This is a genomic window from Tahibacter aquaticus (assembly GCF_004363655.1).
GTDB classification, from domain to species: Bacteria; Pseudomonadota; Gammaproteobacteria; order Xanthomonadales; family Rhodanobacteraceae; genus Tahibacter; species Tahibacter aquaticus.
On the sequence record NZ_SNZH01000008.1, the window covers coordinates 210,392 to 236,744 of the forward strand.

Here is a 26,353-nt window from a genome sequence, read left to right on the forward strand (position 1 = left end):
AGCTGGCCCAGTCCAAGAACGGCGTCAAGGTCAAGGGTGCCAATCTTTTCTTCCGTATTTCCAATGGCAACATTGTGCAATTCGGCAGCAACCTGGTCGCGCCGGTGGAAATCGACACGGTTCCGGTGTCGCGTCCGGTCAAGGCCTTCGACCTGGCGTTCGCCGAGCTGGGCTTCCCGGCCGGTACCAAGGTCGTCGAATGGCTGGAACAGGGCGAGCTGCAGCTGCTGCCGTTCGCCGCCGATGGCAAACAGGCCGGCGAAGGCTTCTCCGGTGCCGACGGCAGCGGCTATTCGCACCGCCTGGCCTGGCACTTCACCTTCCGCATCGACGGCGATGCGACCACCTACGACATCCGCGTCGACGCCAAGACCAACCGCGTCATCGACGTGGGCGCGCTCGACCGGAACGTCAGCGCGGTCGTCGACGGCGGCATCTTCGAAACCTTGAACACGCTGCCGGAAGTGATCAAGCCGATGCCGTTCGCGGCGGTGACCAACGGCACGGCCAAGGTCACCGATGCGCTGGGCATCTATGACTACAGCGGCGGCGCGGCCTCGGTCACGTTCGACGGCAAGTTCTTCAAGATGACCGACACCTGCGGTGCGCTCAGCCTGAGCAACTCCAGCGACGGCAACCTGCACCTGGGCACCGATACCGGTACCGATTGCGGCGCGGCCGGCGGCGTCGGCGGTGCGGGCAATACGCGCGCCTCGCGCAACGGCTTCTACTATCTGACCAAGATCAACCGCAAGGCCGCTACCTTCCTGCCCGGCAACAGCTGGATCGCAGGCAAGGTCACCGCGAACATGAACGTCAACGACGTCTGTAACGCGAACTGGAACGGCTCGACGATGAATTTCTTCAAGTCCGGCAGCCTGCAGAACAACGTCTGCGCCAATACAGGCGAACTCCCCGGCGTGTTCCTGCACGAGTGGGGCCACGGCATGGACCAGAACAGCGGCGGCGCCGCCAACGAGAACGGCACTGGCGAGGCTGTCGGCGATACGTTCGCCTTCCTCGAAACCAAGCAGGCCTGCATCGGCAACGGCTTCTTCACCCCTGCGGGTGTCAACGGCTGTGTCAACTGCGCCAGCACCTGCTCCGGCGTGCGTGATCTGAACGCCTTCAGCACCCTGGGCAGCCGCACCGTGGCCAAACCGTCGACCATTACCGACGACAACGGAGCGAACTGCGACCGTCTGGCCTGTCCGTTCCTCGCCAGCGGCATTTTTGCGTACCAGGGGCCGATGGGTTACGAAGGCCATTGCGAGTCCTACATCGCCGGTTCGGCCAACTGGGATCTGGCCCAGGCGCTGGTATCGGCGCACGGTTCGACTGCAGGCTGGGCGCAGATGGACAAGATCTGGTACGCCAGTCTGACGCCGAGCAAGAGCGCCTACCAGGTCACTGCGGGCGGCAAGTGCAATACCGCAGCGACGGTGAACGGTTGCGGCGCGAACAACTGGTACACCGTCTACCTGGCTGCCGATGACAACGACGGCAACCTGGCCAACGGCACGCCGAATGCCTGCCGCATCTGGGATGCGTTCAACGCCCACGGCATCGCCTGCGGCACGCGTCCGGCCTGTTCCGGCGGCGGCAGCAATGTGCCGCCGGTGGCAAACTTCGCCTCCAGCACCAGCGGCCTGACCGCCAGCTTCACCGACAGCTCCACCGACAGCGACGGCACGATTGCTTCGCGCGCCTGGAACTTCGGCGACGGCGGCTCTTCGACGGCGACCAATCCGACGCGCACCTATGCGGCGGCCGGCACCTATACCGTCACGCTGACGGTGACCGACAACGGCGGTGCGACGAATACCAAGACCGCTTCGGTCACGGTATCGGGCGTCAGCAGCAATGTGCCGCCGGTGGCGAACTTCACGTCCAGCACCAGCGGCCTGGTCGCCAGCTTCACCGACAGCTCCACCGACAGCGACGGCACGATTGCCTCGCGTGCCTGGAACTTCGGCGACGGCGGCACCTCGACCGCGACCAACCCGAGCCGCACCTATGCGGCAGCCGGCACCTATACGGTCACATTGACGGTGACCGACAACAGCGGCGCGACCAACACCAAGAGCGGTTCGGTGACGGTTTCGGGCGGCGGCGGCAACAACCCGCAGACCTACAGCAACCCGGCCGACTTCAGCATCACCGACTTCGCCACGGTGGACAGCCCGATCACGGTGTCCGGCCGTAGCGGCAATGCACCGAGCAACGCCTCGGTCACGGTGGCGATCGTGCACACCTACCAGGGCGACCTGAAGGTCGACCTGGTCGCGCCGGACGGCACGCTCTACAACATTCACAACCGCACCGGCGCGGGCACCGACAACATCAACAAGACGGTGACCCTGAACCTGTCCAGCGAAACGCTGAACGGCACCTGGAAACTGCGCGTGAACGACAACGGCCCGGGCGACACGGGCAAGATCGACAGCTGGAGCATCACGTTCTGACGGCAGCCGCAAGGCCAAGCCAGCATTGAAGCAGCCCCGGCCTGGCCGGGGCTGTTCCTGCTTGAATTCCCGCTTGAAGTCCCTGCTGCAGGCGGCGTAAGACGCCGCCTGCACATTGTCCACTTCCGGATAAATCCCGTGCGCCGAACGCGCATCGGTGGATCCGATCCGGCTTACTCTCAGGACCACGTCATGACTTTGCATCATCGTCTGCTGCTGTCGATCTCCGCTGCGCTGCTGGGCGCTGCGGTATGTCCGTCCACCCTGCTGGCCCAGGCAGACACGCCGCGCGCCGGCTACGACGCCGAACGCGATCCGTTTGCCGCCGTCTTCATCGTCACCTCGCGCGATACCTACAAAGGCATCGCCGACCTCGCCCATAGCGCCGCCGAGATGCGTGACAGCAGCGGCACCGGCCTGGTCATCGCCCAGGCCGAAAACGGCCGCCTGTCCGAAATGACCGCACGCATCCACGAGAAGGAGCTGCGCTGCGGCGGCTATTTTGCTTTCCGCACGCGCGCCGAAGCCGAGGCGTTCGTACGCGCCGACCGTTCCGGCACGATCGCCAGGCAGCTGCTCGCCGCGGACTACTCCATCGACAACCAGACCACGGTCAATCCCTGGCTGGGCAGTGCGCGCGAGGCCGATATCCGCGCCACCATCACCCAGCTGTCGAGCTACAAGAACCGCTACTACTCCTCCAGCTACGGCCGCGCCGCAGCGGAAGGCATCCGCAACCAGTGGGCCGGCCTGATCGGCTCGCGCACCGATGCGACGGCGGACCTGTATACGGCCTGCACCAACTGCTCGACGCAGCCGTCAGTGATCCTGACCATCCAGGGCAACGAGCTGGCGAGCGAAGTCGTCGTGCTGGGCGCGCATCTGGATTCCATCAACACGGCCGGCAACGGCAGCACGGAACAGACCGCGCCGGGTGCGGACGATGATGCGTCCGGTGTGGCCAGCCTGACCGAAGTCATCCGCGTGGCGCTGGCCAGCGGCTGGAAGCCCCGCCGTACGGTCAAGTTCATGGCCTACGCGGGCGAGGAAGTCGGTCTGCGCGGCTCCAACTCGATTGCACAATCGTTCAAGAATTCCAATGTGAACGTGGTCGGCGTAATGCAGCTGGACATGACCAACTACAAGGCCGGCAGCGGTCCGGACATGCGCCTGATCACCGACTTCTCGAACGAGACGATCAAAGACTTCCTGGTGCGCCTGTTCGACGCCTACCTTGCGCCGCGGGGCTATACGCGCGGCACGTATACCTGCGGCTACGGCTGTTCCGACCACGCTTCCTGGAGCAGTGCCGGCTATCCTTCGGCGATGATGTTCGAGGCCGGCAACAGCAGCGGCGGCTACTTCGGCTCCATCCACTCCGCCAACGACACCCTGGCGAACATGGGCGCCACGGCGCAGAACAGCGTGAAATTCACCCAGCTCGGCCTGGCCTTCCTCGGCGAACTGGGCAAGACCAGCGGCGGCGTGACGCCGCCGGTGAATGTGCCGCCGGTCGCCAGCTTCAGCTCCAGCTTCAACGGGCTTGCCGGCACCTTCACCGATACGTCCAGCGACAGCGACGGCAGCATCGCCGCACGCAGCTGGACCTTCGGCGACGGCAGCAGCTCGACCGCAACCAACCCGGCCAAGACCTATGCGGCCGGCGGCACCTATACCGTTACCCTGACCGTCACCGACAACAAGGGAGCTACGAATGCCAAGTCCAGCCCGGTCACGGTGGTTGCCGGCGCTGGCGGCAATGCCTTGAGCAACGGCGTGGCCAGGACCGGCATCGGCGGTGCGCGCAACAGCTCGCAGGTGTTCACCCTGGTGGTGCCGGCTGGCGCGCGCAACCTCAAGTTCGTTACCAGCGGCGGCAGCGGCGATGCGGACCTGTACGCGAAGCTGGGGTCGGCGCCGACCACGACCAGCTATACGTGCCGTTCCGAAGGTGGCACAAATAGCGAAACATGTACGATTACTAATGTTCAGGCGGGCACCTACCATGTGCTGGTCTACGGCTATGCGGCGTACTCCGGTCTCAGCCTGACCGGCAGCTACACGCCGTAATCGCCGCAATCGGGCGGGGCTACGGGCCAGGGACGGCCCGGCTTTGCCAGCAGAAAGGGGCCGGCCGGCCAGGCCGGCACCGCACTGCAGGCAAGAAAAAACCCCGGTTTCGGCCGGGGTCTTTTTGCCGCAACGGCAGGCGGCGTTGCCGCGGCTATTGCCCCGCAGGGGGCTGCCACAGCTCGATCTTGTTGCCTTCGGGATCGACCACCCAGCCGAACTTTCCGTATTCGGATTCATCCACCTTGTCCTCGACGGCACAGCCTTCGCTGCGCAGTGCCCCCAGCAGGGCATGCAGGTCGTCGACGCGGTAGTTGACCATGAACGGCGCAGTGCTCGGCGCGAAGTAAGTGGAGCTATCGGCAAACACGCTCCACACCGTGGTGCCGCTGCCGCCGGGATTGCCGGCGTCGTTCCAGCGGAACGCCACGCCGCCCCATTCGCCGATCTCCAGCCCGAGGTGACGGCGATACCAGTCGCGCAGTGTGTCCGGGTCTTTTGCCTTGATGAAGATGCCGCCGATGCCGGTGACGCGTTTCATGCGCTTGCCTCAGGGGATGGGTGCGCATTTGTAGCGCCGCTGCCGGTGCTGCGTCTACCGGCTGGCGGCCGGCCCGCGGCGGCTGGGGTGCGAGCCCGAGGCGGACATGGCTGGTGCCACCGGCTCCGGCGCCGTTGCGCGCAAGGCCGGCCGTCCCGGGTGCGGACGCGGCGCCGAAAAGCCGGCAGCAACGGCCTTGTGCCCGGCCGGCTGCCTCAGTCCGGCGCGAAACCATCGCGGAAGATACCGACCGCAACGCTGCGGTTGATGCCGTTGTCGCCTCGTTCGTCCTCGATGGCTTCCGGCGCGGCAACGCTGGCTGCGATGGCCAGCGGCAGTTCGGGAACGGCCGCGACCTGGCCGCTGACGACGAAGGCGACGCTGCCGAACGGCTGAATAGCGACGAGCTGGTCGATGTCGCCGACGCCGCTGGCCGCGCAGTTGGCGGCGACGGCGCTGCAATGCCATTGCGCGCTGCTGACATTGGAGGGCAGGGCACTGCTCACGTGGCCGCCTGTGACGGGGTGTGGGCCTTGGTTGCGAAGTTTCAAAGTACACCGAAGCGGCTTGCCGCCCACCGCGAACGGGCCGATCCCGACCAGCGACATGACCAGCGCCACGCGTGGCAGGACGGTGACCGCGATGGCAGGCGATGTGCTGCCGGCGCAATTGGCATCGCCAGCGTAGCGCAGCGACAGGGCATGCGTACCCAGCCACAGCGCCCGCGATGCGAGCACGATGAATACCGTAAAAAGCGCGGCCCGCGTGATCAGCGGGCCGGCGGGGCATTGCCGATGGCGTCCGGCTGCGCCGGGGTATGCGGCGCAGCGCGAAACCTGTTGCCGGCGCGGGCTGCTGCCCGCGGCGTGTTCAGCGTTTGGCTTCGGCGACCAGTTGGTCCAGCACCGTATTCCAGCCGTCGTGGAAACCCATTTCCACATGCCTGCGTGCGCTGGCCTCGTCGCCGTGCCTGACCACGACGCGATAGCGCGTGCCTTCGCCCTGCGGCTTCAAGCTAATGATGGCGGTGAATTCGATGGTGTGGCAGCCGTCGCTGCCGTCGGTCGCGGCAGCGACGGGGCGGAAACCCGGCAGCAGTGCGGTAGTCCAGACCAGCTTTTCGTTGGGCACGACTTCCAGGTAGCAGCCGACGCTGTGCGGCATGAGTTCGCCCTCGGGTGTGCGCATCACGGTGCGGAAAATACCGCCGGGACGCAGGTCGATATCGCATTCCACGGTTTGCCAGGGCTTGGGGCAGAACCATTTCATCAGGCGCTCGGGTTCGGTCCAGGAGGCCCAGACCAGTGCGGGCTTCACGTCGACGACGCGTTCCAGTTCCAGGTCCAGGGCGGAGTCGAAAGGGTCTTCGCGGCTCATGGGCTTTCCTTCAGTTCGTTGAGGTAGTTGTCGAGGCGGTCGAGGCGGCTTTCCCAGGTCTGGCGCTGGCGCGTCAGCCAGGTTTCCGCGGCTTTCAGCGGGCGTGTCGCCAGGCGGTAGACACGCGTGCGGCCGGTCTTGCGCGAATGCACCAGGCCGCAGTTCTCCAGCATGGCGAGGTGTTGCGAGAACGAGGGCAGGGCCATGGCGAAGGGCTGCGCCAGCTCGCTGGTGCTGGCCGGGCCGCTGCTCAGGCGTTCCAGCACGGCACGCCGGGTGGGATCGGCAAGGGCCTGGAAGAGGGTGTTGAGCTGTAGCGATTGGTTAGGCATGTGCCTAACTATCCATGCGGGCTTTACTTAGGTCAATGCCTTTGTTTTGCCGGGCCTGCCAGATCGTGCCGACCGCTGCGCGCCCGACGCACCGCTCACTCTCGCGCGGGCCCGGCCTGGTCAGGCACGTTGCTGCTGGAGGCGCTGCGCAGCGCACGCTACGCTTGGCGACCCCGTCTTCGGTGCTGTGCCATGTCCGATTCCACGCCGCCCAGCGTCGCTGCACCGTCGCTGAGCCGGGATATTTCGCTGTCGGCGGTGGTTGCCGGCTTCGTCACCGTGCTGGTCGGCTTTACCAGTTCCGCCGCGATTGTCTTCCAGGCGGCGCAGGCGGCCGGGGCGAATGCACAGCAGATCGGTTCCTGGATGTGGGCGCTGGGCCTGGGCATGGGGCTGACCTGCATCCTGCTGTCCTTGCGCTACCGCATTCCCGTGGTCACGGCCTGGTCTACGCCGGGTGCGGCCATGCTGACTGCCAGCGCTGCCGGCGTGCCGCTGGAGCAGGCCATAGGCGCGTTCGTGGTGTCTGCCCTGCTGATCGCTCTGGCAGGTTTCTCCGGCGTGTTCGAGCGCATGATCAGCCGCATCCCGGTATCGATTGCGTCGGGCATGCTGGCTGGCGTGCTGCTGCGCTTCGGCATGGATGCGTTCGTCGCGCTGCAGACGCAGCTGGCGCTGGCCCTGTGCATGATCGCCGCCTATCTGCTGTTGCGGCGCTGGCAGCCGCGCTACGCCGTCGTGGCGACACTGGCGGTGGGCATCGCCATCGCTGCATTTCGTGGACAATTGGATTTTGCCCATTTGCGTCTGGAGCTGGCGCAGCCGGTCTGGGTGACGCCGGTGTTGTCCTGGCATGCGCTGGTCAGCGTGGCGATTCCGCTGTTCATCGTGACCATGGCCTCGCAGAACGTGCCGGGCGTGGCTGTGGTGCGCGCCTCGGGATATAGCCTGCCTATATCGCCGGTGATCGGCTGGACCGGCCTGACCAACCTGCTGCTGGCGCCGTTCGGTGCCTTTGCGCTGAACCTGGCGGCGATCACTGCGGCCATCTGCATGGGACGCGAGGCGCACGAAGATCCGTCGCGGCGCTATGTGGCGGCGGTGGCCGCCGGCGTGTTCTATTGCATCGTCGGCATTTTCGGCGCCACGGTCGCGGCCGTGTTTGCCGCATTTCCGGCCGAGCTGGTCATGGTCATTGCCGGGCTGGCCCTGCTCGGCACCATTGGCAACGGCCTGGCGGCCGCGATGGGCGACGAAAAAGAGCGCGAGCCGGCCGTGCTGACGTTTCTGGTCACGGCCTCGGGCATCAGCCTGTTCGGCATCAAGTCGGCATTCTGGGGGCTGGTCGCGGGTGTGATTGCCCTGCTGCTGCGCAAGCGCAGCTGAGACAGCAACGAAGAAGTACTGCGCGGCCACGCCGGCAGCATGGCATTGCTGCCATGCAGGGCCCCGACTTGCGCTCGATGGACAGATCGGGACTTGCGACCTTGGCACGGATCGGCGGCCGATTTGGCAGCAGGGCCGGGCTGCTGTGGTCTTCACCCTTGCCAGGCTGTGGACTGCCGGCGGGCGAAACCATCGCAATACCGCCGTTGCCGCGCGCTGCCGTCGCTGCCAGCTTGGTCGTGTCAGCCAGGCAAGCGTCTGGCTTTCGCTACACCCTGGTCTGCAGCGGCGCGTACCTGCAGCGGCCTTTGCGCCAGGTAACCGGTGGCAATGCGCGGCGCTCAGCCCGCTGACGGCGACTGCCGCAGATACACCTCGCTGTCGTCGTCCAGCGGCGTATGCAGCCGGGTCTTGTCGTCGAGGTTTTGCCCATCGATCACGATGGCGACCTGAGCGCGCAGCCGGCCGTGTTCGTCCATCACGTAGCCGCGTAGCTGCGGATGCAGGCCGAACAGCTCGTCCAGGGCGGGTTTCAGCGAGGTGCCGGTGACGGCGAAGCGCGGCTCGCCCGAGGGCGGCGGCGACAACCAGCGGGCCAGCGCAGTGGCCAGGACTATGGTCGGCATGCAGTACTCCGGCGGGCGCAATGCGGCTGCAAGCCTAGCCTATCTGCTGTTGCTGTTGCTGTTGCTGTTGCTGTTGCTGTTGCGCTGCGCTGGCGGGGCCGGGCGCGTTGCCGGCCGCCGGCTCGCTGTCGGTGGCGCGCAGCGATTTTCGCAACATGCGCAGCAAAAGTGCGGCGACGACGGCGTGCAGCAGCGTCAATACGGCGATGGCGGCAATCTTGACGTCCATGTACGTGCTCCTGGTGCGGTCTATTCCTTGTGGTCGCGCGAATAGCGCCGCTGGATTTCCTCCAGCCGCCGGCGCGCCTTGTCGAGGTTCTGCTGCAGGGTCTGCGCCAGTTCGGCCACGCGCGGCGTGATGCGCCAGCGGCCGTTGGCCAGCATTTCGGCCAGCCCGGCCAGGCGCAGGTTGGCCAGGTCGCGGGTCGTATTGCTGGGCAGGGTCGCCAGCAGGCGGGCAATTTCGCCCGGTGTAAGACCGTCGAGGTCGTGGTCGGCCAGTATCAACAAGGTGCGCAACGCACGTTGTTGGGCGGCATTGATGTACTTCTCGCTGCTCATTGCAAATCCCCGTTCGTCGTCCATGAATTGGCGTGCATGCAGTGACGTCGCGCTTCCGTACGCGCGCGTACTGAATAAAACTTCCTGTTTTTCACTAGGGGTGGTGGGGGTCCGTGGCCCGTGCACGGCGGAGGTACAAATTCCTGGGCGGTTGAAGAACTGACAAAAATGTCCGCTTGCAAATATCTCGTATTCCGTACTCACGCGTTTGCATAGGCGACTCCGTCGCCACAGCGGTTCGCGCGGGTGAATTTTTGGCAAGCGGTGAGTTTGCGTGGGGGTTTTCCCGCAATTTTCCTATTGCGCAATGCGCTTGCAGCAGGTGAAATGTCGGTCGCCAGGTTCGCTGCTTTTTTTGATGCAGCCGTATCGGTGCGTTGCGACTTGCGGGGGCAGGTCGCGCAGGGCGAAACAGCGATAGCAATGCCGGCAGGCAAGGGCGGACAGCTCCCGAGTCGGGAGGGGAAGGCCCGGAAGCTGCCACCGGTTGAAACCCGTTAGGCAATGCGTCATGGCGTCGTCGTCTAACATACGGGACAGAACTGTCCCTGTTGATAATCATGGGCCGGTTATGGGCTCATCGTCAAGTGGTGTACTCATGGACTTTTTTGGACGGTTACGGGAAGAGCGCGCGCGGCTGGGGCTGACCCAGCAGGAAGTTGCCGACACGGCGAATGTGCACGTCAAGACCGTACGGCGATGGGAATCCCAGGTCGCCATTCCGCTGGATGCGATGGTGCCGCTGCTCGGCATCGGCTATGACGTGCAATACGTCGCCAGTGGTCTGCGCAGCAAGAACGTGCACGAATTGCGCGAGAAAGGCATCGATTACGAAGTGGCGCCGGGCTCGACACGCGATGAAGTGGAAATGTTGAAAGCGTATCGCGCGCTCACGCCGGCGCAGCGCGATCAGGCACGGGCGATGCTGAGCGTGCTGGCAGTGAAGAGTTCGGGCGAGCGCAGTCCCCGTTCTGCGGCGGCGGCCGGCAAGGCCGAGCGTGGCGAGGCGCCTGCGGCGAAGGGGCGTCCGCGCCGCGGCAAGGGCTGAGCGGCAGCCGCGCGACAGCTTGCGCAGTCCATAGGCCGCCCTGCTTTGCCCGGCATCGATCGAAGAATCAAAAAAAAACCGGGCGGCCAAGCCGCCCGGTTCCCTCCCCGGCGAACGGGTCGCCGTGTAAAGCGCTGGCTCAGAAGCGGATGCTCCAGCTGTCGATCTTGCCGACATCGCCGGGGCCGTTGTCGTTCACGCGCAGCTTCCAGGTGCCGTTCAGCGCTTCGCTGGACAGGTTCACCGTATACGTGGCGACGATGTTGGCGGTGGCGCCGCCGGTGCGATTGTGCAACACGTATACACTTCCATCCGGCGCGACCAGGTCGACCTTGAGGTCGCCCTGGTAGGTGTGCTGGATGTTCACCGACACCGAGGCGTTGGACGGGGCATTGCCGCTTCGGCCCGATACCGCGATCGGGCTTTCCACCGTGGCGTTGTCGCTGATGGTGTAGTCCGTGGCATTGCTGTAGGTCTGCACGCCGCCGCTGCCGCCGGTGCTGTAGTCGCCGACGATGCTCAGGCCCGAGAACGCCGCATACGCCTTTACTGCGACGTAGTAGGTGCCGGCGCTGGGCGCGGCGATGGTGCAGGTTTCGGCATTGGTGGAGTTGGTCGACTTGCAGTCGTTGACGGTGTCGGTCGGCGCGCTGCCGAACTTCACGTACAGGTCGGCATCGCCGCTACCGCCAGAGGTGGTGAAGGTCAGGTTGGTGGCACCGGCGGGCACGGCCAGGGTATAGCTCAGCGTCGCATTGGTCGCGGCCGCTTGGCCGGTCTTGGCTACGCCCTTGGTCAGGGCGCCGCCTCCGACCGGTCCGCCGTCGCAGTTGTTCAGGCAGCTGCCGGCTTCGACGCGGTTGCGGATCGTCGTTGCCGGCTGCGTGCCGAAGCCGCGATTGAAGTTGATGCCGACGCTGGTCAGGTGGCAGTAGCTCATGATGGTACCGCCGCCAGAGGGGTTGCCGGGCAGCGGGCAGCCGCCTTCGGTGGCGCCGGAGCAGCTGTCGATGGCCGTGTTGTTGCCGTTCCAGACGCAGGCATGCGTGTGACGCGAACCGAGCAGGTGGCCGGCTTCGTGGGTCACTACGCTGACCGTCCACGAATAGGTCGGCACCGTGTTATAGGCCGCCTGCACGCCGCTGGTACACATGCTGGCCGAGCGCGAGGCATTGCAGATGCCGGCGAAGCCTGCGGCCACGCCGCCGCCGAGCGAACGGAAGGTCAGCAGCTGGGCGATGGTGCCGGTGAAGCTGCCGGCGCGGTTGCTCTGGAAGCTGGACAGGTTGGCGGTGGAGCTGGAACCGTTGTACGGATCGTTCGTGGTCCAGATGTACGCCTGCTGCAGCTTCAGCGAAATGCCGTCATTGGCATACAGCGTGGCCGAGTTGTTGAACACGCCGGTGACGTAGTCCGTCGCCGCCTGCAGGCTGCCGCGGTTCTGGAAAATGTCGTATTCCGCTTCCATCCACTCGGTAGCGCATTTCACCGTTTCCAGCGCATCGATGCCGCTGCCGCCGTCGGCCTTGACTGCTTCGGGCAGCGTGCTCTTGGCGCTGGCAGAAACGCTGTGGCTGGGTTCGTCCCAGAACTTGGCGAAGGTTTCGCGGCCCACGCCGGCGGCGTCCATCGCGCAGCCCGGCGCGCCGCTCTTGTCGAGCAGGGCCGATTCGGCATAGACGATATGGCGGTGATTGCGATTCAGCCCTTCCAGCTTGCCGACGACCCAGTTGCCTTCGGTCGGCGTGGAGAAGGTGCCGATGATTTCCTGGTCGAACACGCTGATGGCGGCGAAGGACTGTTCCTCGCCCTTGACCATGCCGCGGTAATGCAGGCCGCGTTTGATGGTGCTGGTGTCTTCGCCGCCGCTGGCGGTGACCTGGTAGTCGTGGGCAAAGATATCGTGTGCGAACAATTCCAGTTCTACTGTGCCGCGCTCGCGCGTCGGCAGGCGCAGGGTGATCGAGCTGGGCCGGCTGCGCTGCAGTTCGGCGATGCTGGCCAGATCGAGATCGAGCAGGGTGCCGCTGCTGACGGCGAGCTGCACCGAAGCATCGCTGGTGGCCCTTTCGCTGCTGCGGGCGGAAAAGAGTTCCACCGGACGCAGGCTGTCGGCCTTGCCGCGGTAGGTGTCTACCTGCAGCGACAGCAGGCTGGGCTTTGCCGCTTCGGATTCGGCGGCATGCAGGCTGGCGCCGGCACCCAGGGCGAACAACAGGCAGGCGGGCAGAGCAGCGCGCCACAGGCCAGTCAATGTTTTTGTTGCGTAGTTCATTTGTACAACTCCCTCCCGGATTGCAAATGGCCGCGGATGCGGCATGCAGACCTCCGTGTCGTTGACGACCCGGCGCGGGCAGGCAGCACGGCGGCGCGCCGGTTCCGCAAGACGCAGCAGTTCGCCACGGCCGCATTGCGGCCATGCCCGTTCTGCCTGACTTGCGGTACCCGTTGGCGCTTCCGTGACTGCAGCGCGTGGAGCCCCCGCCCCATGCGGCCTTGCGTCTGCGGCGAACAGCAGGTGCGACGGGCTGCAGCGTCGAATGTGCGCAGGCCGTTCTTGCGTACCCGTGTTGTCTACTGCCGCAGGCTTAAGGCCTTCTACCCGTTGCCGAGTACCTCTCCCAGCCCGACGATGTACACCAGGGAGGAAATGCGTTGCAACCGCCAACATAGGACAAATGCGTATATGTGATTACAGTCACTTTCCACTTTGTCGGGATGAAAGCGATTACCGCGCCCACCGGGTTGCGTCGCACCATGGCACGATACTGAACTGTGCAGGGATCGTGCGGACAACGTGCATTCTCAGGCCGTCTGCCTGCGACTGCGGCCATGTTTGTCCAGGGCGTTGATGCGGCGCAGCACGGCGAGGCCAGGCGACCACGAAGTCGGCCTGGCCTCGCACGGTGTGCTGGGCGACGTTCACGCCAGCGTCGCGGTTGTGTCCGCGGCGGCAGGAAAGGGCGGGCTTTCCGCCCGGTCCTGCTGCTGGCGATGGCACTGTCGCCACTACCTGGCGTGTTAGCGGTAGTCGCCGACGATGCTCAGGCCGGCAAACGCCGCATACGCCTTCACGGCGACGTAGTAGGTGCCGGCCCGGGGCGCTGCGATGGTGCAGGTTTCGGCGTTGGCAGGGCCGGTCGACTTGCAGTCATTGGCCGTGTCGCTGGGCGCACTGCCGAATTTCACGAACAGATCGGCATCGCCGCTGCCGCTGGAGGTGGTGAAGGTCAGATTGGTTGCGCCTGCCGGTACGACCAGGGTGTAGCTCAAGGTCGAGTTGGTCGGCGCGGCCTGGCCGGTCTTGGCCACGCCCCGGGTCAGGGCGCCTCCGCCGACCGGTCCGCCACCGCAGTTGCTCAGGCAACCGGCAGATTCGATCCGGTTACGGATAACGGCTGACGGCTGCGTGCCGAAGCCACGATTGAAGTTGGTGCCGACATTGGTCAGGTGGCAATAACTCATGATATTGCCGCCGTTGGACGGGATGCCCGGTCGCGGGCAGCTGCCTTCGGGTGCGCCGCAGCCGTCGATCGCCGTGCCGTTGCCGTTCCAGACGCAGGCATGGGTATGGTTGGAACCGAGCAGGTGGCCGGCTTCGTGGGTCACCACATCGACCGTCCAGGAATAGGTCGGCACGGTGGAATACGCGGCGTTTACGCCGCTGGTGCTCATGCTGGCCCGGCGCGAGGCGTTGCAGATGCCGGACAGGCCAGCCGCCACGCCGCCGCCGATGGAGCGGAAGGTCAGCAACTGGGCGATGGTGCCGGTGAAGCTGCTGGCGCGGTAGTTCTGGAAGCTGTTCATGTTGGCGACGGAAGCCGACCCGTTGTAGGGATCGTTCGTGGTCCACACGTACGACTGCTGCAGCCTCAGCGAAATACCGCTGTTGGCATACAGCGTGGCCGAGTTGTTGAACACGCCGGTGATGTAGTTCGTCGTTGCCTGCAGGCTGCCGCGGTTCTGGTAGATGTCGTATTCGGTTTCCAGCCATTCGGTTGCGCACTTCACCGTTTCCAGCGCGTTGACGCTGCCACTACCGCTGCTTCTGTCGCTGCCGTTGGCCTCGACCGCCTTGGGTGGCGCATTCAGAGTGCTGGCGGAAGCCGTTTCGTTGGGCTCGTCCCAGAACGTGGCGAAATTCTCACGGTCGCTGCTGTCCATCGCGCAACTCGGTGCGCCCTTCTTGTCGAGCAGGGCCGATTCCGCATAGACGATATGCCGGTGATTGCGGTTCAGCCCTTCCAGCTTGCCGACGACCCAGTTGCCTTCGGTCGGTGTGGAGAAGGTGCCAATGATTTCATTGTCGAACACGCTGACGGCGGCGAAGGACTGCTTCTCGCCCTTGACCATGCCGCGGTAGTGCAGGCCGCGCTTGATCGTGCTGGTGTCTTCGCCGCCGCTGGCGGTGACCCGGTAGTCGGCAGCAAAAATATCCTGGGCGAACAATTCCAGTTCTACCGTGCCACGCTCGCGCGTTGGCAGGCGCAGGGTGATCGAGCTGGGCTGGCTGCGCTGCAGTTCGGCGATGCTGGCCAGGTCGAGATCGAGCAAGGTACCGCTGCTCACCGCGAGCTGCACCGAAGGGTCGCTGCTGGCTCTTTCGCTGCTGCGGGCCGAGAACAGCTCTACCGCGCGCAGGCTGTCGGCCTTGCCGCGATAGCTGTCTACCTGCAGCGACAGCAGGCTGGGTTTGGCCGCTTCGGAGTCGGCGGCATGCACGCTGGCGCTGGTGCCCAGGGCGAACAGCAGGCAGGCGGGCAGCGCGGCGCGCCACAGGCCGGTCAAGGTTTTGGTTGCGTAGTTCATTTGGATAACTCCCTCCAGGTTTGCGAATAGCCGCAAAAATTGCGGCAGGCAGACCTCCGTGTCGTTGACGACGCGGCGTGGGTAGGCAGTACGGCGGTTCGCCGGTGCCGCAAGGCGCAGCAGTCCGCCACAGCCGCATTGCGGCCATGTCTGTTCTGCGTGACTTGCGGTACCCGCTGGCGTTTCCGTCGCTGCAGCGTCTGGAGCCCCCGCTCCATACGGCCAGGTACCTGCGGCGAACAGCGGCTGCAAAGCACTGCGGCGTGGAATCTGCGCAGGCCGTTCTTGTGTAGCCGTGTTCTCTACTGCTGCAGGCGTATGGCCTTCTACTCGTTGCCGAGTACCTCTCCTGGACCGCAGATGTACACCTGCGCGGAAACGCGCCGCAATTAAAAACGCAAAACCAATTTATATATGTGTTCGCAATTTGCGTTTTCGTGCCTGTCGCCGGCGCTTGCGGCAAATTTGTGAAGAATTTTTTCGCCGCTCAGCCCGCCATTGCTCGGGCGGACGAGAGGGCATCGATGTCCCGGACGCGCAAAGGCTGTGGGAAAATCGCCTTTCACATCGGCAGTCGGGGCGGCTTCATGGCAGTGGCATTTCTCATCGGCGCAGCAATCGGATTCGTCGCGGCCTGGCTGTTGCTGCGTACGCCGGCAAGACCGCCTTCCGACGCGGTCACCGCCAGTACGCCAGCCCACCCGCCAATAGATACGCAACCGTCCGTCGCCGAGCCGGTCGCCTTGCCGGCGGCCGAGCCGCCAGCACAGGTGCCGATGCCATCGCCGCGCGACCAGCTGAATGCCTTGCTGCGTCCGCTCGGCGAGCGCATGGACAGCTTCGATCATCCGGACGAACTGGCGGGTTTCGGCGAATTTGCCGCAGCGGTGGAACTGTTCGCCGGCCCGGCTTTCAGCCCGCGCGACCGCCTGGACGCGGTGCCCTCGCGTGCGGTGCCGCTGAGCTGCGCCGCGCTGGCCGCGCTGCACCAGGCCGGCGACGTGCTGCCGCTGGACGTCGTGCGCACCGTCGACCGCATGGGCTACTTCAGCCTGCACTACGCACTGGGCTATCTCGCCGCACATCCGCATCCGGCCACGCTGGAGGCCGTAGTGCTGCGCATGAGCGAATGGTGGATAGACCATCCGGTCACGCGCAGCGCCCTGCAGCGCTATTTCGACGCACTGCCGGCCGAGGCCGGCCTGGGCGCTGCGGTCGATGCCGCCGATCCGGAACACCTGGCGCGGCTGCAGGCCTGGCTGCGCAATTGTGGCCATGTGCGTGGCCAGCTGCTGGCCGACGCGCTGGGCGAGCGCCTCGGCGCGCGCGCCGACTACCAGACGCTGATGGAAATTGGCCGCCTGGTCGAGGTGCCCGACGACAGCGAAATCCTCGCTCCGGCCGACGACGAGGCGCTGCAGCGCCTGCTCGCCGTGCTCGGCCGCGAGCAGCGCACCAGCCCGGTGCTGGTCGGCCCTGAAGGCAGCGGCAAGACCACGCTGATCCGCCAATGCCTGTACCGACTGGCCGAACAGGGCTGGCGCGTGTTCGAGGCGACGCCAGCGCAGGTGCTGGCGGGGCAGAAGTACATCGGCGAGCTGGAAGGCCGCGTCGCTGCGCTGGTCAAGGCGCTGAGCCGGCCGCGCACCGTGTGGTACGTGCCCGAAGCGCACCAGTTGCTGGAGAAGGGCCGCACCACCAGCGATCCCACCGGCATTCTCGACCTGCTGCTGCCGCACCTGGAAAAACGCGAAATCCAGCTGATCGGCGAAAGCCCGCACGATGCCTGGAGCCGCGTGCTGGCGCAGCGGCCGCGGGTGCAGAACCTGACCCTGGGCCTGAGCGTCGATGCGCTCGATGCCGCGGCAACGCGTGCCCTGGCGGTGGCCTGGGCGCAACGGGCGCAGCAGCGGCATGGTGCCGCCGTGGCCGCGCCGGAACTGATTGCCGAAGCCATGAACCTGGCCACGCAACAGTTCCCCGAACGCGCCGAGCCGGGCCGCAGCCTGCGCCTGCTGCAGGAAACCCTGCGCGCAGCCCTGCAGTGTGACCCGCCGCAACTGCCGCTGACACGACAGCAGGTACTGGAAACACTGGCTGCGCAATCGGGCCTGCCGCTGGAAATCCTCGACGGCGGCGCGCGCCTGGACCTGGCCCAGGTGCGCGACTTCTTCGCCCGCCGCGTGATCGGCCAGGACGAAGCTGTCGACAGCCTGGTCGACCGCATCAGCATGCTCAAGGCCGGCCTGACCGATCCGCAGCGGCCGCTGGGCGTGTTCCTGTTTGCCGGCCCTACCGGCACCGGCAAGACGGAGCTGGCCAAGGCACTCGCCGAATACCTGTTCGGCTCGCGGGAAAAACTGCTGCGCTTCGACATGAGCGAATACCAGTCGGAAGACGCCTACTGGCGCCTGATCGACGAAGGCAGCGGCGAGCGCAGTACGTCGCTGACCGGCCGCATCCGCCAGAGCCCGTTCGCCGTGGTGCTGCTGGACGAATTCGAAAAATCCCATCCACGAATCTGGGATCTGTTCCTGCAACTGTTCGACGACGGCCGCCTGACCGACCGCCAGGGAAATACGGCCGACTTCCGCCACAGCCTGATCATCCTGACCAGTAACGTCGGCTCGACGGTGAGCCGGCGCAGCGGGCCGGGTTTTGTCGCCAGCGGCACTGCCTCGGCGCGCGGCGATGCGGAACAGGCCCTGTTCGCCACGTTCCGGCGCGAATTCCTCAACCGGCTCGACCGCATCGTCATCTTCCAGCCGCTGTCGCGCGCGGTGATGCGCGACATCCTGCACAAGGAACTGGCCCAGGTATTGTCCCGGCGCGGTTTCCGCGCCCGCGACTGGGCGGTGGAGTGGGAGCCGTCGGCGGTGGATTTCCTGCTCGAACGCGGTTTCACGCCTGACCTCGGGGCGCGCCCGCTGCGCCGCGCCATCGACCAGTTCCTGCTGGCGCCGCTGTCGCGCACTATTGTGGAAAACCGCGCGCCCAGCGGCGGCCAGTTCCTGTTCGTCACCGGCGCCAGCGATGCCTTGCAGGTGCGCTTCGTCGATCCCGATGCGGCGGCCGAACCACGCGCCGTTGCCAATCCACCGGCGGCGCGTGCCGACCTGCGCGCGCTGGCGCTTGACCCGTCCGCCGATGCCACGGCGCGCGCCGCATTGCAGCAGGCCCTGGCCGAAACCGAGCAGCGCCTGCAGCAGGCGGGCTGGCTGGCGCTGAAGGAACAGGCAGCCCAGGCCATGCAGGCACGCGATTTCTGGAGCAGCGAACAGCGCCAGGGCGTGCTCGACCGGCTGGAACGCATGGACCGTATCGAAAACGCCGTGCGCGGCGCGCATTCGCTGACCCAGCGCCTGACCGGCGGCGGCCGCGGCGTGCTCGACGTGGTGCGGCACCTGGCCATCCGGCTGCATCTGCTCGACCTGGCCACGACGGCTGTGCTGGCTGGCGAACCCGAAGACGCACAGCTGGAACTGGTCAGCGCCGACCGGCCGAACGCGCAGGCGCGCGCCTGGACCGAGCGTCTGGGCCAGATGTACCAGGACTGGGCACAGGCCCGCGGCATGCGCGTGCGCGTGCTTGAACACGAGCGCGAACCGGCGCGCCTGCGTCTGCTGATCGGCGGTTTCGGCGCCTGGCAGGTACTGCGCGACGAACGCGGCCTGCATGTGCTGGAACGCGGCGACGCGGCACCGAACGAACGTCTGCGCGTGCGCGTCAGTGTCATTCCCGACGGCGTCGGTGGAGCGGCACAGGAAGCCGACAGCGAATCGCGCCTGTGCCGGCGCTACCAGGAACTGCCGGCGCCGCTGGTACGCGACGCCGTGCGCGGCTGGCGCAGCGGCCGGCTCGATGCAGTATTGCAGGGCGATTTCGATCTGATGGCGTGAAGCGCGCCGGCCGCGGCGGCTCTCGCGTCACGCGGGGGGCGTGCTGGCGCGTGGTGCGAGCCCGGGCCGCAGCCGAGCCACCGGCACGCCGTCGTCGCGTTGGGTGCGGCCGCCTCGCCGGGCGCGCCGCTTGACCTTGTCCCAAGGGCAGACCGGAGTCTGGAGTCGATGTCGAAACCCGCTGCCACCGTCCGTTACCTGCGCATCGGCGATCTGGCCAGGCGCAGCGGCCTCAGTGCCAAGGCGCTGCGTCTGTACGAGCAGCGCGGCCTGCTGCGGCCGTCGGCGCATTCGCCTGCCGGCTATCGCCTGTACGGCGCCGAGGCATTGGTGCGGCTGGGCCAGATCGTCGTGCTCAGGCGCGCCGATTTCAGCCTGGCCCAGATCGCGCAACTGCTGGCGCGCGATCCGGCCGCGGCGGCGCATCTGCTGGGCCAGCACATCGCCGTGCTGGAACGCGAATGCGCCCAGCGCCAGCGCGCGCTGGATGCTCTGCGTGGACTGGTGCAGCGCGTGGTTTCTCCATCGCACATCGACCTGGATGAACTTGTGGAGACTATTGCAATGAGTACGCAATTGAACGTGGACTGGAGCGCCGCCGAGCGCGAGGACTTCCGCCGTCGCGCCGCGCAGCTGGGCGCCACCGGCATGGCCGAAGCACAGCAGCTATGGCCGGAACTGATCGCCGAAGTACGCGCGGCGCGGCAGGCAGGCGTACCGGCACAGGCAGCCGAAGTACAGGAACTGGCCCGGCGCTGGTATGCGCTGGTACAGACCTTTACCGGCGGCGATGCCGCCGTCGCGCAGAAACTCGGCCAGGCCTGGCAAAGCCAGCCCGCTGCCATGGCAGCGCAGGGGCTGGACCCGGCGCTGTTCGCCTACATCGGCGAGGCGATGCAGGCCGCAGGCTTGAGCCTTGCGCCGCCGGCAATACCGTAGGGCGCGATGAGCGCAGCGAATTGCGCCGCAGAACCCCCAGCGTCGCTCCGCCGTGCGCGTCGCGGTGCAATTCGCTGCGCCCATCGGACCCCGGGTGATGCCAAAGCGTCGATACCCATGCGGCGCACCGCACAGCAAAACCTGGCGTTCCTGCTGCTCAAGTCTGGCGTAAATGCCGCGCCTGCCGCGTCGGCGTCGCGCCGCTGTTCTTGCGTTCGCGCGGCGCCGGCATTGGTGCATCGGCGGCTTCGAACGGCAGCCGGCTGCGGCCGCCGGCGGCGTGGTAGTCGCCGGCCAGCTCGCTGCCGACTTCGCCGGCATCGAAATGGCGTATTTCACAAAGGAAATCGTACAGGGCGCGCACCAGGCGTTCCTGTGCCAGGGCATGGGTCTGGCCGGTGCGGGCATACAGCCAGTCGCTGAAGGCGAGGAAGTGCGCGAACGGACTGTCGCCGAGCAGGCGCCGGAGGCTGCGTGGATAGCGGCCGGAATTGGCCAGCAGATCCCAGTAGCGCGAAAAACGCGACAGGCGCTGCATGGTGGCGAAATCGATGACGTTGGTCGCGAGGATGTTGTACGGCGGGTCGGGATTGAAGCGCAGGCCGAATTCCTGCGTGTGCCGCGCGATCGGTGCGCCGCGCAGGCGTTTCAGGATGCCGAACTGGATTTCGTGCGGCGCCAGTTCCACCAGCTTGTCGAAGCCGCGGGCAAAGGTGTCGACGTCTTCGCCGGGCAGGCCGGCGATCAGGTCTACGTGCAGATGCGCATTGCACTCGTCGCGCAGCCAGCGCAGGTTGCTGGCGGCGCGCTCGTTGTCCTGGCGGCGGGAGATGCGTGTCTGCACGGTGGGATCGAAGGTCTGGATGCCGATCTCGAACTGCAGGGTGCCCGGCGGGAACTGCTGGATTGCGGCTTTCAGGCGTTCAGGCAGGTGGTCGGGAATCAGTTCGAAATGCACGAATACCGGGTCTTGCGGCGCTGCAGCGAGCTTGGCCAGGAAGAAGCCGAGGATGGCGAGCGAGGTATCGACTTTCAGGTTGAACGTGCGGTCGACGAATTTGAACTGGCGCGCGCCGCGCGCGTACAGCGTTTCCAGTTCGGCCAGGAACGGCTCCAGCGGAAAGGGCCAGGCGGTCTTGTCCAGCGCGGACAAACAGAACTCGCATTTGAACGGGCAGCCGCGCGAGGCTTCGACGTAGAGATAGCGCTGGCGCACGTCCTCGTCGGTGTATTCCGCATAGGGCAGGGCCAGTGCCGGCAGCGGCGGCTGCACGCCGGCGATGATGCGCGGCTCGGGTTTTTCGCCGGCCAGCAGCTTTTCCACCAGTGCCGGAAAGCTGACTTCGCCCCAGCCGGTGATGACGTAGTCGGCCAGCATGGCGATGCGCTGTTCCTGCGTTTCGTAGCTGACCTCGGGGCCGCCGAGCACGATGACCATCTCCGGCATCAGCGTCTTGAGCTGCGCCACCAGGCGCGCGGTTTCTTCCACATTCCAGATGTATACACCAAGGCCGAGGATGCGCGGCGCGTCGGCGAGGATCTTCTCGGCGATATCCTCGATCTTCTGGCCGATGATGAATTCCTGGATGCGGCAGTCGTCGCGGTGGCGGCCGAGGTTGGCGCGCAGATAGCGCAGGCCCAGCGAAGCGTGGGCGTAGCGGGCGTTGAGGGTGGCAAGAACGATGGCAGTCATGCGCCAAGTATGCGGGACGGCGCGCCGCGCGGCGATTCGCGCCGGCCGCGACGGCGGTCGATACCCGGCGCAATACAGGCTACCTCCCGCGACCGGCTTCGGCTTTTGCCCCTGGCCCGAAACGGATGAATCGGACAAACGAGCGGCTTTCGAGCTGGCCGCCGCCGGCCATCAGCCCAGTCGCTGAGCCAGCGGGCAGCTGCTGACGGGCTTGTCGTCGCCACGATGTTCCTTGAATTCACGCCGCCAACGATCACCATGCCGTTGTCCTGGCACTGCGGGCCGGGGCAGCATTGACCTCTGAAGAAGTACGCGGCTCGAATCGTCGGCGATGCTGGGGCGAGCGTGCACGCCGCCCATCCGGTATTTTCTGTCTTGAAGTGACCGTTGAAGAGGAAACATGCAGCCGACCCAGATTTTCGAACTCGTCATTGCGATGTTCCTGGCAGTCATCGCACTGCACTACCTGGCACACCGGATCGGACTGCCCCCTTCGGCGGCGCTTATGGCGGGCGGTGGATTGCTCGCTTTCGTTCCCGGGCTGCCCGCGATCACGGTAGACCCCAGCCTGGTACTCACCATCTTCCTGCCGCCGCTGCTGATGGATGGTGCCTGGTCGATCGCGATCAGCCCCTTGCGCCGGCATCTGTTCGGCGTTCTGTCGCTGGCTGTCGGAGCGGTGCTTTTTACCTGCGCCCTCGTGGCGTTCGTGACGCACCTGCTGTTTCCCTCGCTGCCCTGGGCCGCCTGTGCTTTGCTGGGCGCCATCGTCTCGCCGCCGGATGCTGTTTCCGCGAGAGCGGTGCTGGAACGGGTCAAACTTCCCCAGAGACTGCAGATCCTTCTCGAAGGCGAAAGTCTGCTGAATGACGCCAGCGGGCTCGTACTCTTTCGTTTCGCCGTTGCGGCCAGTATCACGGGCATGTTCAGCATCGTCGATGCCGCAGGCAGTTTCCTTCTGCTGGCCTTCGGCGGCGCACTGGTCGGCGCGGCAGTTGGCCTGGTCTGGGTGAAGATCGTTCGTCGTCTGGGCGACGAGTACATCATCATCGTTGGCACTGCGCTGATCTCGTGGACGTCGTACATCCTCGCCGAGTTCTTGCATTTGTCGGGCGTCATCGCGACCGTCACGGCAGCGGTCATTGCCAGCTGGAATCAGTACACCGTGCTGTCCGCATCGAACCGCGTGCGCGGCGGGTCGTTCTGGACGGTGATGGTCTTTCTGATGGAAGCCGCCGTCTTCATTCTGATCGGCCTTTCGCTGCGCGGCGTGATCGAACGCGCTGGAGGATTCGGCGTCGTGGCGGCAACGATGACCTGGCCCATCCTGGCCATCCTGGGAACCTTGATTCTTGCCAGATTCGCCTGGGTATTCGGATCGGATGGCGTGATCCGATTGCTCAATGCGTTGGGCATGCGGAAGTACGGCCCGCTCGGGGCCCGTGCGGCAACCGTCGTGGGCTGGGCGGGTGTGCGTGGTGTAGTCACGCTGGCGCTGGCGCTCAGCGTTCCCGAGGGCATACCGGGGCGCGACTTTATCCTGGTCGCATCGTTCTCTGTCATTGCCGGAACTCTGCTGATCCAGGGCATGACGCTGGGCAGAGTGATCGAATGGGCGCAATTGAAGGAGGTCGACAGCCACTTGCCTCGCCTCAATTTGAACCAGGCCGAAGCAGCCATGGCAAAGGTCCAGCTGGAGACGATGACGCGCCTGGCCTACGACGCGGAAGGCAAGCTCATTCATCCCATGCTGCTCGATCAATTTCAGAGAAGAGCGGGCGCGATAGCCAGGCTGGCGGAACGCACGGAAGAGCTGAGGCCGCAACTCCATGCGCATTTCGATACGCTTCTGGTAGTGGTTGCCGCCGGGAGAAAGGAACTGCTGCGGCTTCATCGTGACGGCGACATCGATGACGACACGCTGCATGAGCTGGAGCGCGATCTCGATCTCGAAGAGCTGATTGCCATCTCGAACAAGGCGTGATCGTCGCTGGCGCGGGTCTCTTGGGGAAATCCCGCGCGAACAACACCGAAGCCTGTTGTTCTGCCAACTTCGGTGTTGTTCGATTTTACTCAGTGCAAGCAGCGGATCGGGTCAGGCCTGCGGCGCAGGCTGCCTACAGCCGCGTCCATGCATCCGCCCACACCGTGCCTGTACCCGGCGCGTAGTGATACGCGCTGTTGATATTGCACCAGCCGCCCTCCGGCGCCGGGCGGCAGCGGTAGCGGTTGCCGTCGCTGCCCAGTACGACGGTGATGCCAGGCTTGTAGCTGCCGATGCCGGCGGGATAGACATAGTCGTAGCTGCCGCCCCCAGCCGGCTGGTGGGCGATGGAGACGGTCTTGGTCGCCGTGTTCACGCCGTCGCTTACGCTCAGGCGTGCGACGACCGTCTGGGCCTGCGCCGGTGCGGTCAGCTGCAGCGTGGTCTGCACGCCGCTGTTGCTGCTCAGGCTTGCGCCGCTGCCGCTGGTGACGGCCCATTGGTAGGTGAGCACGGCGCCTTCGGGATCGCTGGAACCGCTGCCGGTCAAGACCACGTTGGCCGCGCCGCTGACGCTGGTGCTGCTGGCGCCGATGACGGCAAGCGGCGGCTGGTTTGTCGTGGGCAGGCGAATCTCGACCTGGTGGCTGAGGTTCTGGCTGTTGCTGGTATAGACATGATTCGCCGTCGCGCTCTGCTGCGGCGTGATCGTGCCACCGGCCAGTACGCCGATGCGGGCATAGGCCGATTGCGCGTTGATGGTCTGGGCGAAGCGGAACGGCCATTCGCTGGTACTGCCCTGGCCCTGGGCGACGGTGTGGGCCGTGCTTTCCACGTCGTTGCCGGCGGCGTTGAACAGGCGCAGGGTGACGACGGTGCCGGCGGGCAAAGTGCTCTGCGCCGTGAGTACACCTTCGTCGACCCAGCCCGGGTTCGATCCGTTGCCGAGGTTCACATCCATACAGGTATAAAATGCCTCGGTGCTGTCGGCGCGCTGCCATACCGTGTAGATGACGCGCTTGCCGTTGCCCTGCGGCAGCGGACAGCGCAGGTGGTAATTGCCGTTGTTCAGCGGCACATTGCCCAGGCGGCAGAACTCGAACATGTCCGACCAGCGCAGCGGCTGGGTCGGCGACCAGCCGTCGCGGCTGATGAAGAAGATCCAGTCCTTGGTCGAATGCGGTGCGGTGCCGCGGAAGATGAACTCGAAGCTGCCGTCGGCGGCGGGGCCGATCGGCGTGGACTGCCAGTCGTTGCGCGGCAGGTCCAGCCCGCTGAAGGTGGGGTTGTTGCCGCTGCACAGCTTGCCGTCGGGCACCACAGCCTGGTGATTGCTGTTGGCATTGGCCTGGTTGACGCTCATCCAGTCGTAGAACGGCGCAGTGCCGTTGGCGTTCTTCAGCGCGACACAGGCCGGATCGGTCGTGGTTTCGGGCCCGCTCAGAAAGCAGGTATAGATGCGGCTGGGCGGCGTGGTCATGCTGCCGTGGCTGTGCGCGGGCACAGGGGCGAGCAGGGCGGCGGCGCAGCCGAGCAAGGCCAGCGCAAGCGGTGTTCTGATGGTCGGATTCATGGTGCTACCTCAAGGGTGGGAACGACGGACGACAGGCCGCGCCGGCGCGATGGCGAGCGTCGCCGGTGCGGCTATGGTCCTGTCCTGAGGTGGATAGACAGGGGTGCGACGGTGCATGCAGGGCATGCGCAAGGCATGGCGCGAGGCGCGGCATGCGGTAGTGCTGTTTTTATCTACGGACCGTCTCTGTCATCGCAGGCGGCCCGTTGCGTGGTGTGCTTGGTGTTACGGCGAGACGGCCTGGAAGCCCGAGGCGAAGATGGCATCGCCGCCATTGCCGAAATCTACATCAATACAGGTATAGAAAGCCTCAGGGCTGTCGGCGCGCTGCCATACCGAATAGATGGTGCGCTTGCCGCGCAGCGATGGCAGCGTGCAACGCAGGTGGTAGTTACCTTCGTCCAGCGCGACATTGCCCAGGCGGCAGAATTCGTCGAGGTCGGACCAGTGCAGCGACTGCGCCGGCGAATAGCTGTCGCGGCTGACGTAAAAAATCCACTCGCGCGTGGCGTGTGGCGCCGTGCCGCGGAAGATAAACTCGTAGCTGCCGTCGGGCCCGGCGGCTATCGGCGTTGCATGCCAGTCGCTGCGCGGCAGGTCCAGTCCGGCGAATACCGGCTGGTTGCCGCTGCACAGCGTGCCGTCGGGAACCACGGCCTGGTGATTGCCGTTGGCCTGGCCCTGGGCAATGCTCATCCAGTCGTAGAACGGCGCGGTGCCGCTGTGCTGGCGCAGGGCCTGGCAGGCCGGATCGGTGGGGTTTTCGGCGCCGTTGAGATAGCAGTAGTAGATGCGGCTCGGCGGCGTGGTCATGCTGCCGTGCGCACGCGCGGTCTGCGCGGTGAACGTCGCCGCCGCGCCCAGTGCGGCGATAAAAAGAAACTTTGTCATCATTTAACAATTCCTCGGGGTATGCGGCAGGTGCAGACTGCCCGTGGCGTAGGTGCGCCGCAGAGCTGAATTGGGTTGCGCTGCCCGGAGGTGGATAGACAGGCGATGCGGATGCATGCAAACGCATGCGTCAAACCTGCGGATGCGTATGCATTCCTG

The 26,353-nt window shown here is 65.8% G+C and carries 19 protein-coding genes; 7 read left to right on the forward strand and 12 right to left on the reverse strand.

What is annotated here, in order from left to right; translation table 11 throughout:
* Window positions 1-2: 2 nt before the first annotated feature.
* Both DFR29_RS14785 and DFR29_RS30085 read left to right on the forward strand, forming a co-directional pair.
* Window positions 3-2,465, forward strand: a complete 2,463-nt coding sequence (locus DFR29_RS14785; RefSeq protein ID WP_425598838.1) for a PKD domain-containing protein — start codon at window positions 3-5, stop codon at window positions 2,463-2,465.
* A 192-nt stretch (window positions 2,466-2,657) separates the two neighbouring features.
* Window positions 2,658-4,535 (forward strand): M20/M25/M40 family metallo-hydrolase, encoded by a 1,878-nt coding sequence (locus tag DFR29_RS30085; protein ID WP_133819390.1) that lies wholly within the window; start codon window positions 2,658-2,660, stop codon window positions 4,533-4,535.
* A gap of 154 nt (window positions 4,536-4,689) precedes the next feature.
* Here DFR29_RS30085 and DFR29_RS14795 read toward each other — a convergent pair whose 3' ends face one another.
* From DFR29_RS14795 to DFR29_RS14810, 4 genes are all read right to left on the reverse strand, one after another.
* A complete protein-coding gene (locus tag DFR29_RS14795) occupies window positions 4,690-5,076 on the reverse strand; it encodes a VOC family protein (protein WP_133819391.1) in 387 nt (128 codons plus the stop codon).
* Window positions 5,077-5,291: 215 nt separating this feature from the next.
* A complete protein-coding gene (locus DFR29_RS14800; protein WP_133819392.1) occupies window positions 5,292-5,813 on the reverse strand; it encodes an Ig-like domain-containing protein in 522 nt (173 codons plus the stop codon).
* A gap of 133 nt (window positions 5,814-5,946) precedes the next feature.
* Window positions 5,947-6,453: an SRPBCC family protein gene (locus DFR29_RS14805; RefSeq protein ID WP_133819393.1), complete on the reverse strand. Its 507-nt coding sequence runs from the start codon at window positions 6,451-6,453 to the stop codon at window positions 5,947-5,949.
* A complete protein-coding gene (locus tag DFR29_RS14810) occupies window positions 6,450-6,785 on the reverse strand; it encodes an ArsR/SmtB family transcription factor (RefSeq protein ID WP_133819394.1) in 336 nt (111 codons plus the stop codon). Before DFR29_RS14810 ends, DFR29_RS14805 begins: the two co-directional genes overlap by 4 nt.
* 192 nt (window positions 6,786-6,977) lie before the next feature.
* On the opposite strand from DFR29_RS14810, the gene DFR29_RS14815 reads away from it, so the two are divergent.
* Window positions 6,978-8,171: a benzoate/H(+) symporter BenE family transporter gene (locus DFR29_RS14815; protein WP_133819395.1), complete on the forward strand. Its 1,194-nt coding sequence runs from the start codon at window positions 6,978-6,980 to the stop codon at window positions 8,169-8,171.
* 341 nt (window positions 8,172-8,512) lie between these two features.
* On the opposite strand, the gene DFR29_RS14820 is transcribed toward DFR29_RS14815, so the two are convergent.
* Genes DFR29_RS14820 through DFR29_RS14830 form a run of 3 tightly spaced genes read right to left on the reverse strand, consistent with a single transcriptional unit; the run spans window position 8,513 to window position 9,358 of the window.
* Window positions 8,513-8,797 (reverse strand): ubiquitin family protein, encoded by a 285-nt coding sequence (locus DFR29_RS14820; protein ID WP_133819396.1) that lies wholly within the window; start codon window positions 8,795-8,797, stop codon window positions 8,513-8,515.
* Between the two features lie 34 nt (window positions 8,798-8,831).
* Window positions 8,832-9,026: a hypothetical protein gene (locus DFR29_RS14825; RefSeq protein ID WP_133819397.1), complete on the reverse strand. Its 195-nt coding sequence runs from the start codon at window positions 9,024-9,026 to the stop codon at window positions 8,832-8,834.
* 20 nt (window positions 9,027-9,046) lie between these two features.
* A complete protein-coding gene (locus DFR29_RS14830) occupies window positions 9,047-9,358 on the reverse strand; it encodes an IclR family transcriptional regulator (RefSeq protein ID WP_133819398.1) in 312 nt (103 codons plus the stop codon).
* A 598-nt stretch (window positions 9,359-9,956) separates the two neighbouring features.
* Here DFR29_RS14830 and DFR29_RS14835 point away from each other — a divergent pair.
* Window positions 9,957-10,406, forward strand: a complete 450-nt coding sequence (locus DFR29_RS14835) for a helix-turn-helix domain-containing protein (protein ID WP_166654103.1) — start codon at window positions 9,957-9,959, stop codon at window positions 10,404-10,406.
* Window positions 10,407-10,545: 139 nt separating this feature from the next.
* On the opposite strand, the gene DFR29_RS30395 is transcribed toward DFR29_RS14835, so the two are convergent.
* Window positions 10,546-12,681 (reverse strand): proprotein convertase P-domain-containing protein, encoded by a 2,136-nt coding sequence (locus tag DFR29_RS30395; protein WP_166654104.1) that lies wholly within the window; start codon window positions 12,679-12,681, stop codon window positions 10,546-10,548.
* A gap of 746 nt (window positions 12,682-13,427) precedes the next feature.
* Window positions 13,428-15,215, reverse strand: a complete 1,788-nt coding sequence (locus DFR29_RS14845) for a M12 family metallo-peptidase (RefSeq protein WP_133819401.1) — start codon at window positions 15,213-15,215, stop codon at window positions 13,428-13,430.
* A gap of 587 nt (window positions 15,216-15,802) precedes the next feature.
* Between DFR29_RS14845 and DFR29_RS14850 the strand changes: the two genes are divergently transcribed.
* Window positions 15,803-19,114 carry an AAA family ATPase gene (locus DFR29_RS14850; protein ID WP_133819402.1) on the forward strand — a complete coding sequence of 1,104 codons (3,312 nt, stop codon included), beginning with the start codon at window positions 15,803-15,805 and terminating at the stop codon, window positions 19,112-19,114.
* Window positions 19,115-19,282: 168 nt separating this feature from the next.
* On the forward strand, window positions 19,283-20,053 hold the full coding sequence (locus DFR29_RS14855; protein WP_133819403.1) for a MerR family transcriptional regulator: 771 nt from the start codon (window positions 19,283-19,285) through the stop codon (window positions 20,051-20,053).
* Between the two features lie 157 nt (window positions 20,054-20,210).
* Here the strand turns inward: DFR29_RS14855 and DFR29_RS14860 are convergent, their stop codons facing one another.
* Window positions 20,211-21,746, reverse strand: coding sequence for a B12-binding domain-containing radical SAM protein (locus tag DFR29_RS14860; protein WP_133819404.1), 1,536 nt, complete (start codon window positions 21,744-21,746; stop codon window positions 20,211-20,213).
* 400 nt (window positions 21,747-22,146) lie between these two features.
* Here DFR29_RS14860 and DFR29_RS14865 point away from each other — a divergent pair, with 400 nt between their 5' ends.
* Window positions 22,147-23,730 (forward strand): Na+/H+ antiporter, encoded by a 1,584-nt coding sequence (locus DFR29_RS14865; protein WP_133819405.1) that lies wholly within the window; start codon window positions 22,147-22,149, stop codon window positions 23,728-23,730.
* 133 nt (window positions 23,731-23,863) lie between these two features.
* Here the strand turns inward: DFR29_RS14865 and DFR29_RS30105 are convergent, their stop codons facing one another.
* Both DFR29_RS30105 and DFR29_RS14880 read right to left on the reverse strand, forming a co-directional pair.
* Window positions 23,864-25,303, reverse strand: coding sequence for a lytic polysaccharide monooxygenase auxiliary activity family 9 protein (locus tag DFR29_RS30105; RefSeq protein WP_243746061.1), 1,440 nt, complete (start codon window positions 25,301-25,303; stop codon window positions 23,864-23,866).
* A gap of 225 nt (window positions 25,304-25,528) precedes the next feature.
* Window positions 25,529-26,197, reverse strand: coding sequence for a lytic polysaccharide monooxygenase auxiliary activity family 9 protein (locus DFR29_RS14880; RefSeq protein WP_133819406.1), 669 nt, complete (start codon window positions 26,195-26,197; stop codon window positions 25,529-25,531).
* Window positions 26,198-26,353: the final 156 nt, after the last annotated feature.

Bases quoted from the DNA above. Each gene is read 5' to 3' on its own strand.
- DFR29_RS30085 (WP_133819390.1), top strand. From the start codon at position 2,658: ATGACTTTGCATCATCGTCTGCTGCTGTCGATCTCCGCTGCGCTGCTG.
- DFR29_RS14795 (WP_133819391.1), bottom strand. From the start codon at position 5,076: ATGAAACGCGTCACCGGCATCGGCGGCATCTTCATCAAGGCAAAAGAC.
- DFR29_RS14805 (WP_133819393.1), bottom strand. From the start codon at position 6,453: ATGAGCCGCGAAGACCCTTTCGACTCCGCCCTGGACCTGGAACTGGAA.
- DFR29_RS14810 (WP_133819394.1), bottom strand. From the start codon at position 6,785: ATGCCTAACCAATCGCTACAGCTCAACACCCTCTTCCAGGCCCTTGCC.
- DFR29_RS14815 (WP_133819395.1), top strand. From the start codon at position 6,978: ATGTCCGATTCCACGCCGCCCAGCGTCGCTGCACCGTCGCTGAGCCGG.
- DFR29_RS14820 (WP_133819396.1), bottom strand. From the start codon at position 8,797: ATGCCGACCATAGTCCTGGCCACTGCGCTGGCCCGCTGGTTGTCGCCG.
- DFR29_RS14825 (WP_133819397.1), bottom strand. From the start codon at position 9,026: ATGGACGTCAAGATTGCCGCCATCGCCGTATTGACGCTGCTGCACGCC.
- DFR29_RS14830 (WP_133819398.1), bottom strand. From the start codon at position 9,358: ATGAGCAGCGAGAAGTACATCAATGCCGCCCAACAACGTGCGTTGCGC.
- DFR29_RS14835 (WP_166654103.1), top strand. From the start codon at position 9,957: ATGGACTTTTTTGGACGGTTACGGGAAGAGCGCGCGCGGCTGGGGCTG.
- DFR29_RS30395 (WP_166654104.1), bottom strand. From the start codon at position 12,681: ATGAACTACGCAACAAAAACATTGACTGGCCTGTGGCGCGCTGCTCTG.
- DFR29_RS14845 (WP_133819401.1), bottom strand. From the start codon at position 15,215: ATGAACTACGCAACCAAAACCTTGACCGGCCTGTGGCGCGCCGCGCTG.
- DFR29_RS14850 (WP_133819402.1), top strand. From the start codon at position 15,803: ATGGCAGTGGCATTTCTCATCGGCGCAGCAATCGGATTCGTCGCGGCC.
- DFR29_RS14855 (WP_133819403.1), top strand. From the start codon at position 19,283: ATGTCGAAACCCGCTGCCACCGTCCGTTACCTGCGCATCGGCGATCTG.
- DFR29_RS14860 (WP_133819404.1), bottom strand. From the start codon at position 21,746: ATGACTGCCATCGTTCTTGCCACCCTCAACGCCCGCTACGCCCACGCT.
- DFR29_RS14865 (WP_133819405.1), top strand. From the start codon at position 22,147: ATGCAGCCGACCCAGATTTTCGAACTCGTCATTGCGATGTTCCTGGCA.
- DFR29_RS30105 (WP_243746061.1), bottom strand. From the start codon at position 25,303: ATGAATCCGACCATCAGAACACCGCTTGCGCTGGCCTTGCTCGGCTGC.
- DFR29_RS14880 (WP_133819406.1), bottom strand. From the start codon at position 26,197: ATGATGACAAAGTTTCTTTTTATCGCCGCACTGGGCGCGGCGGCGACG.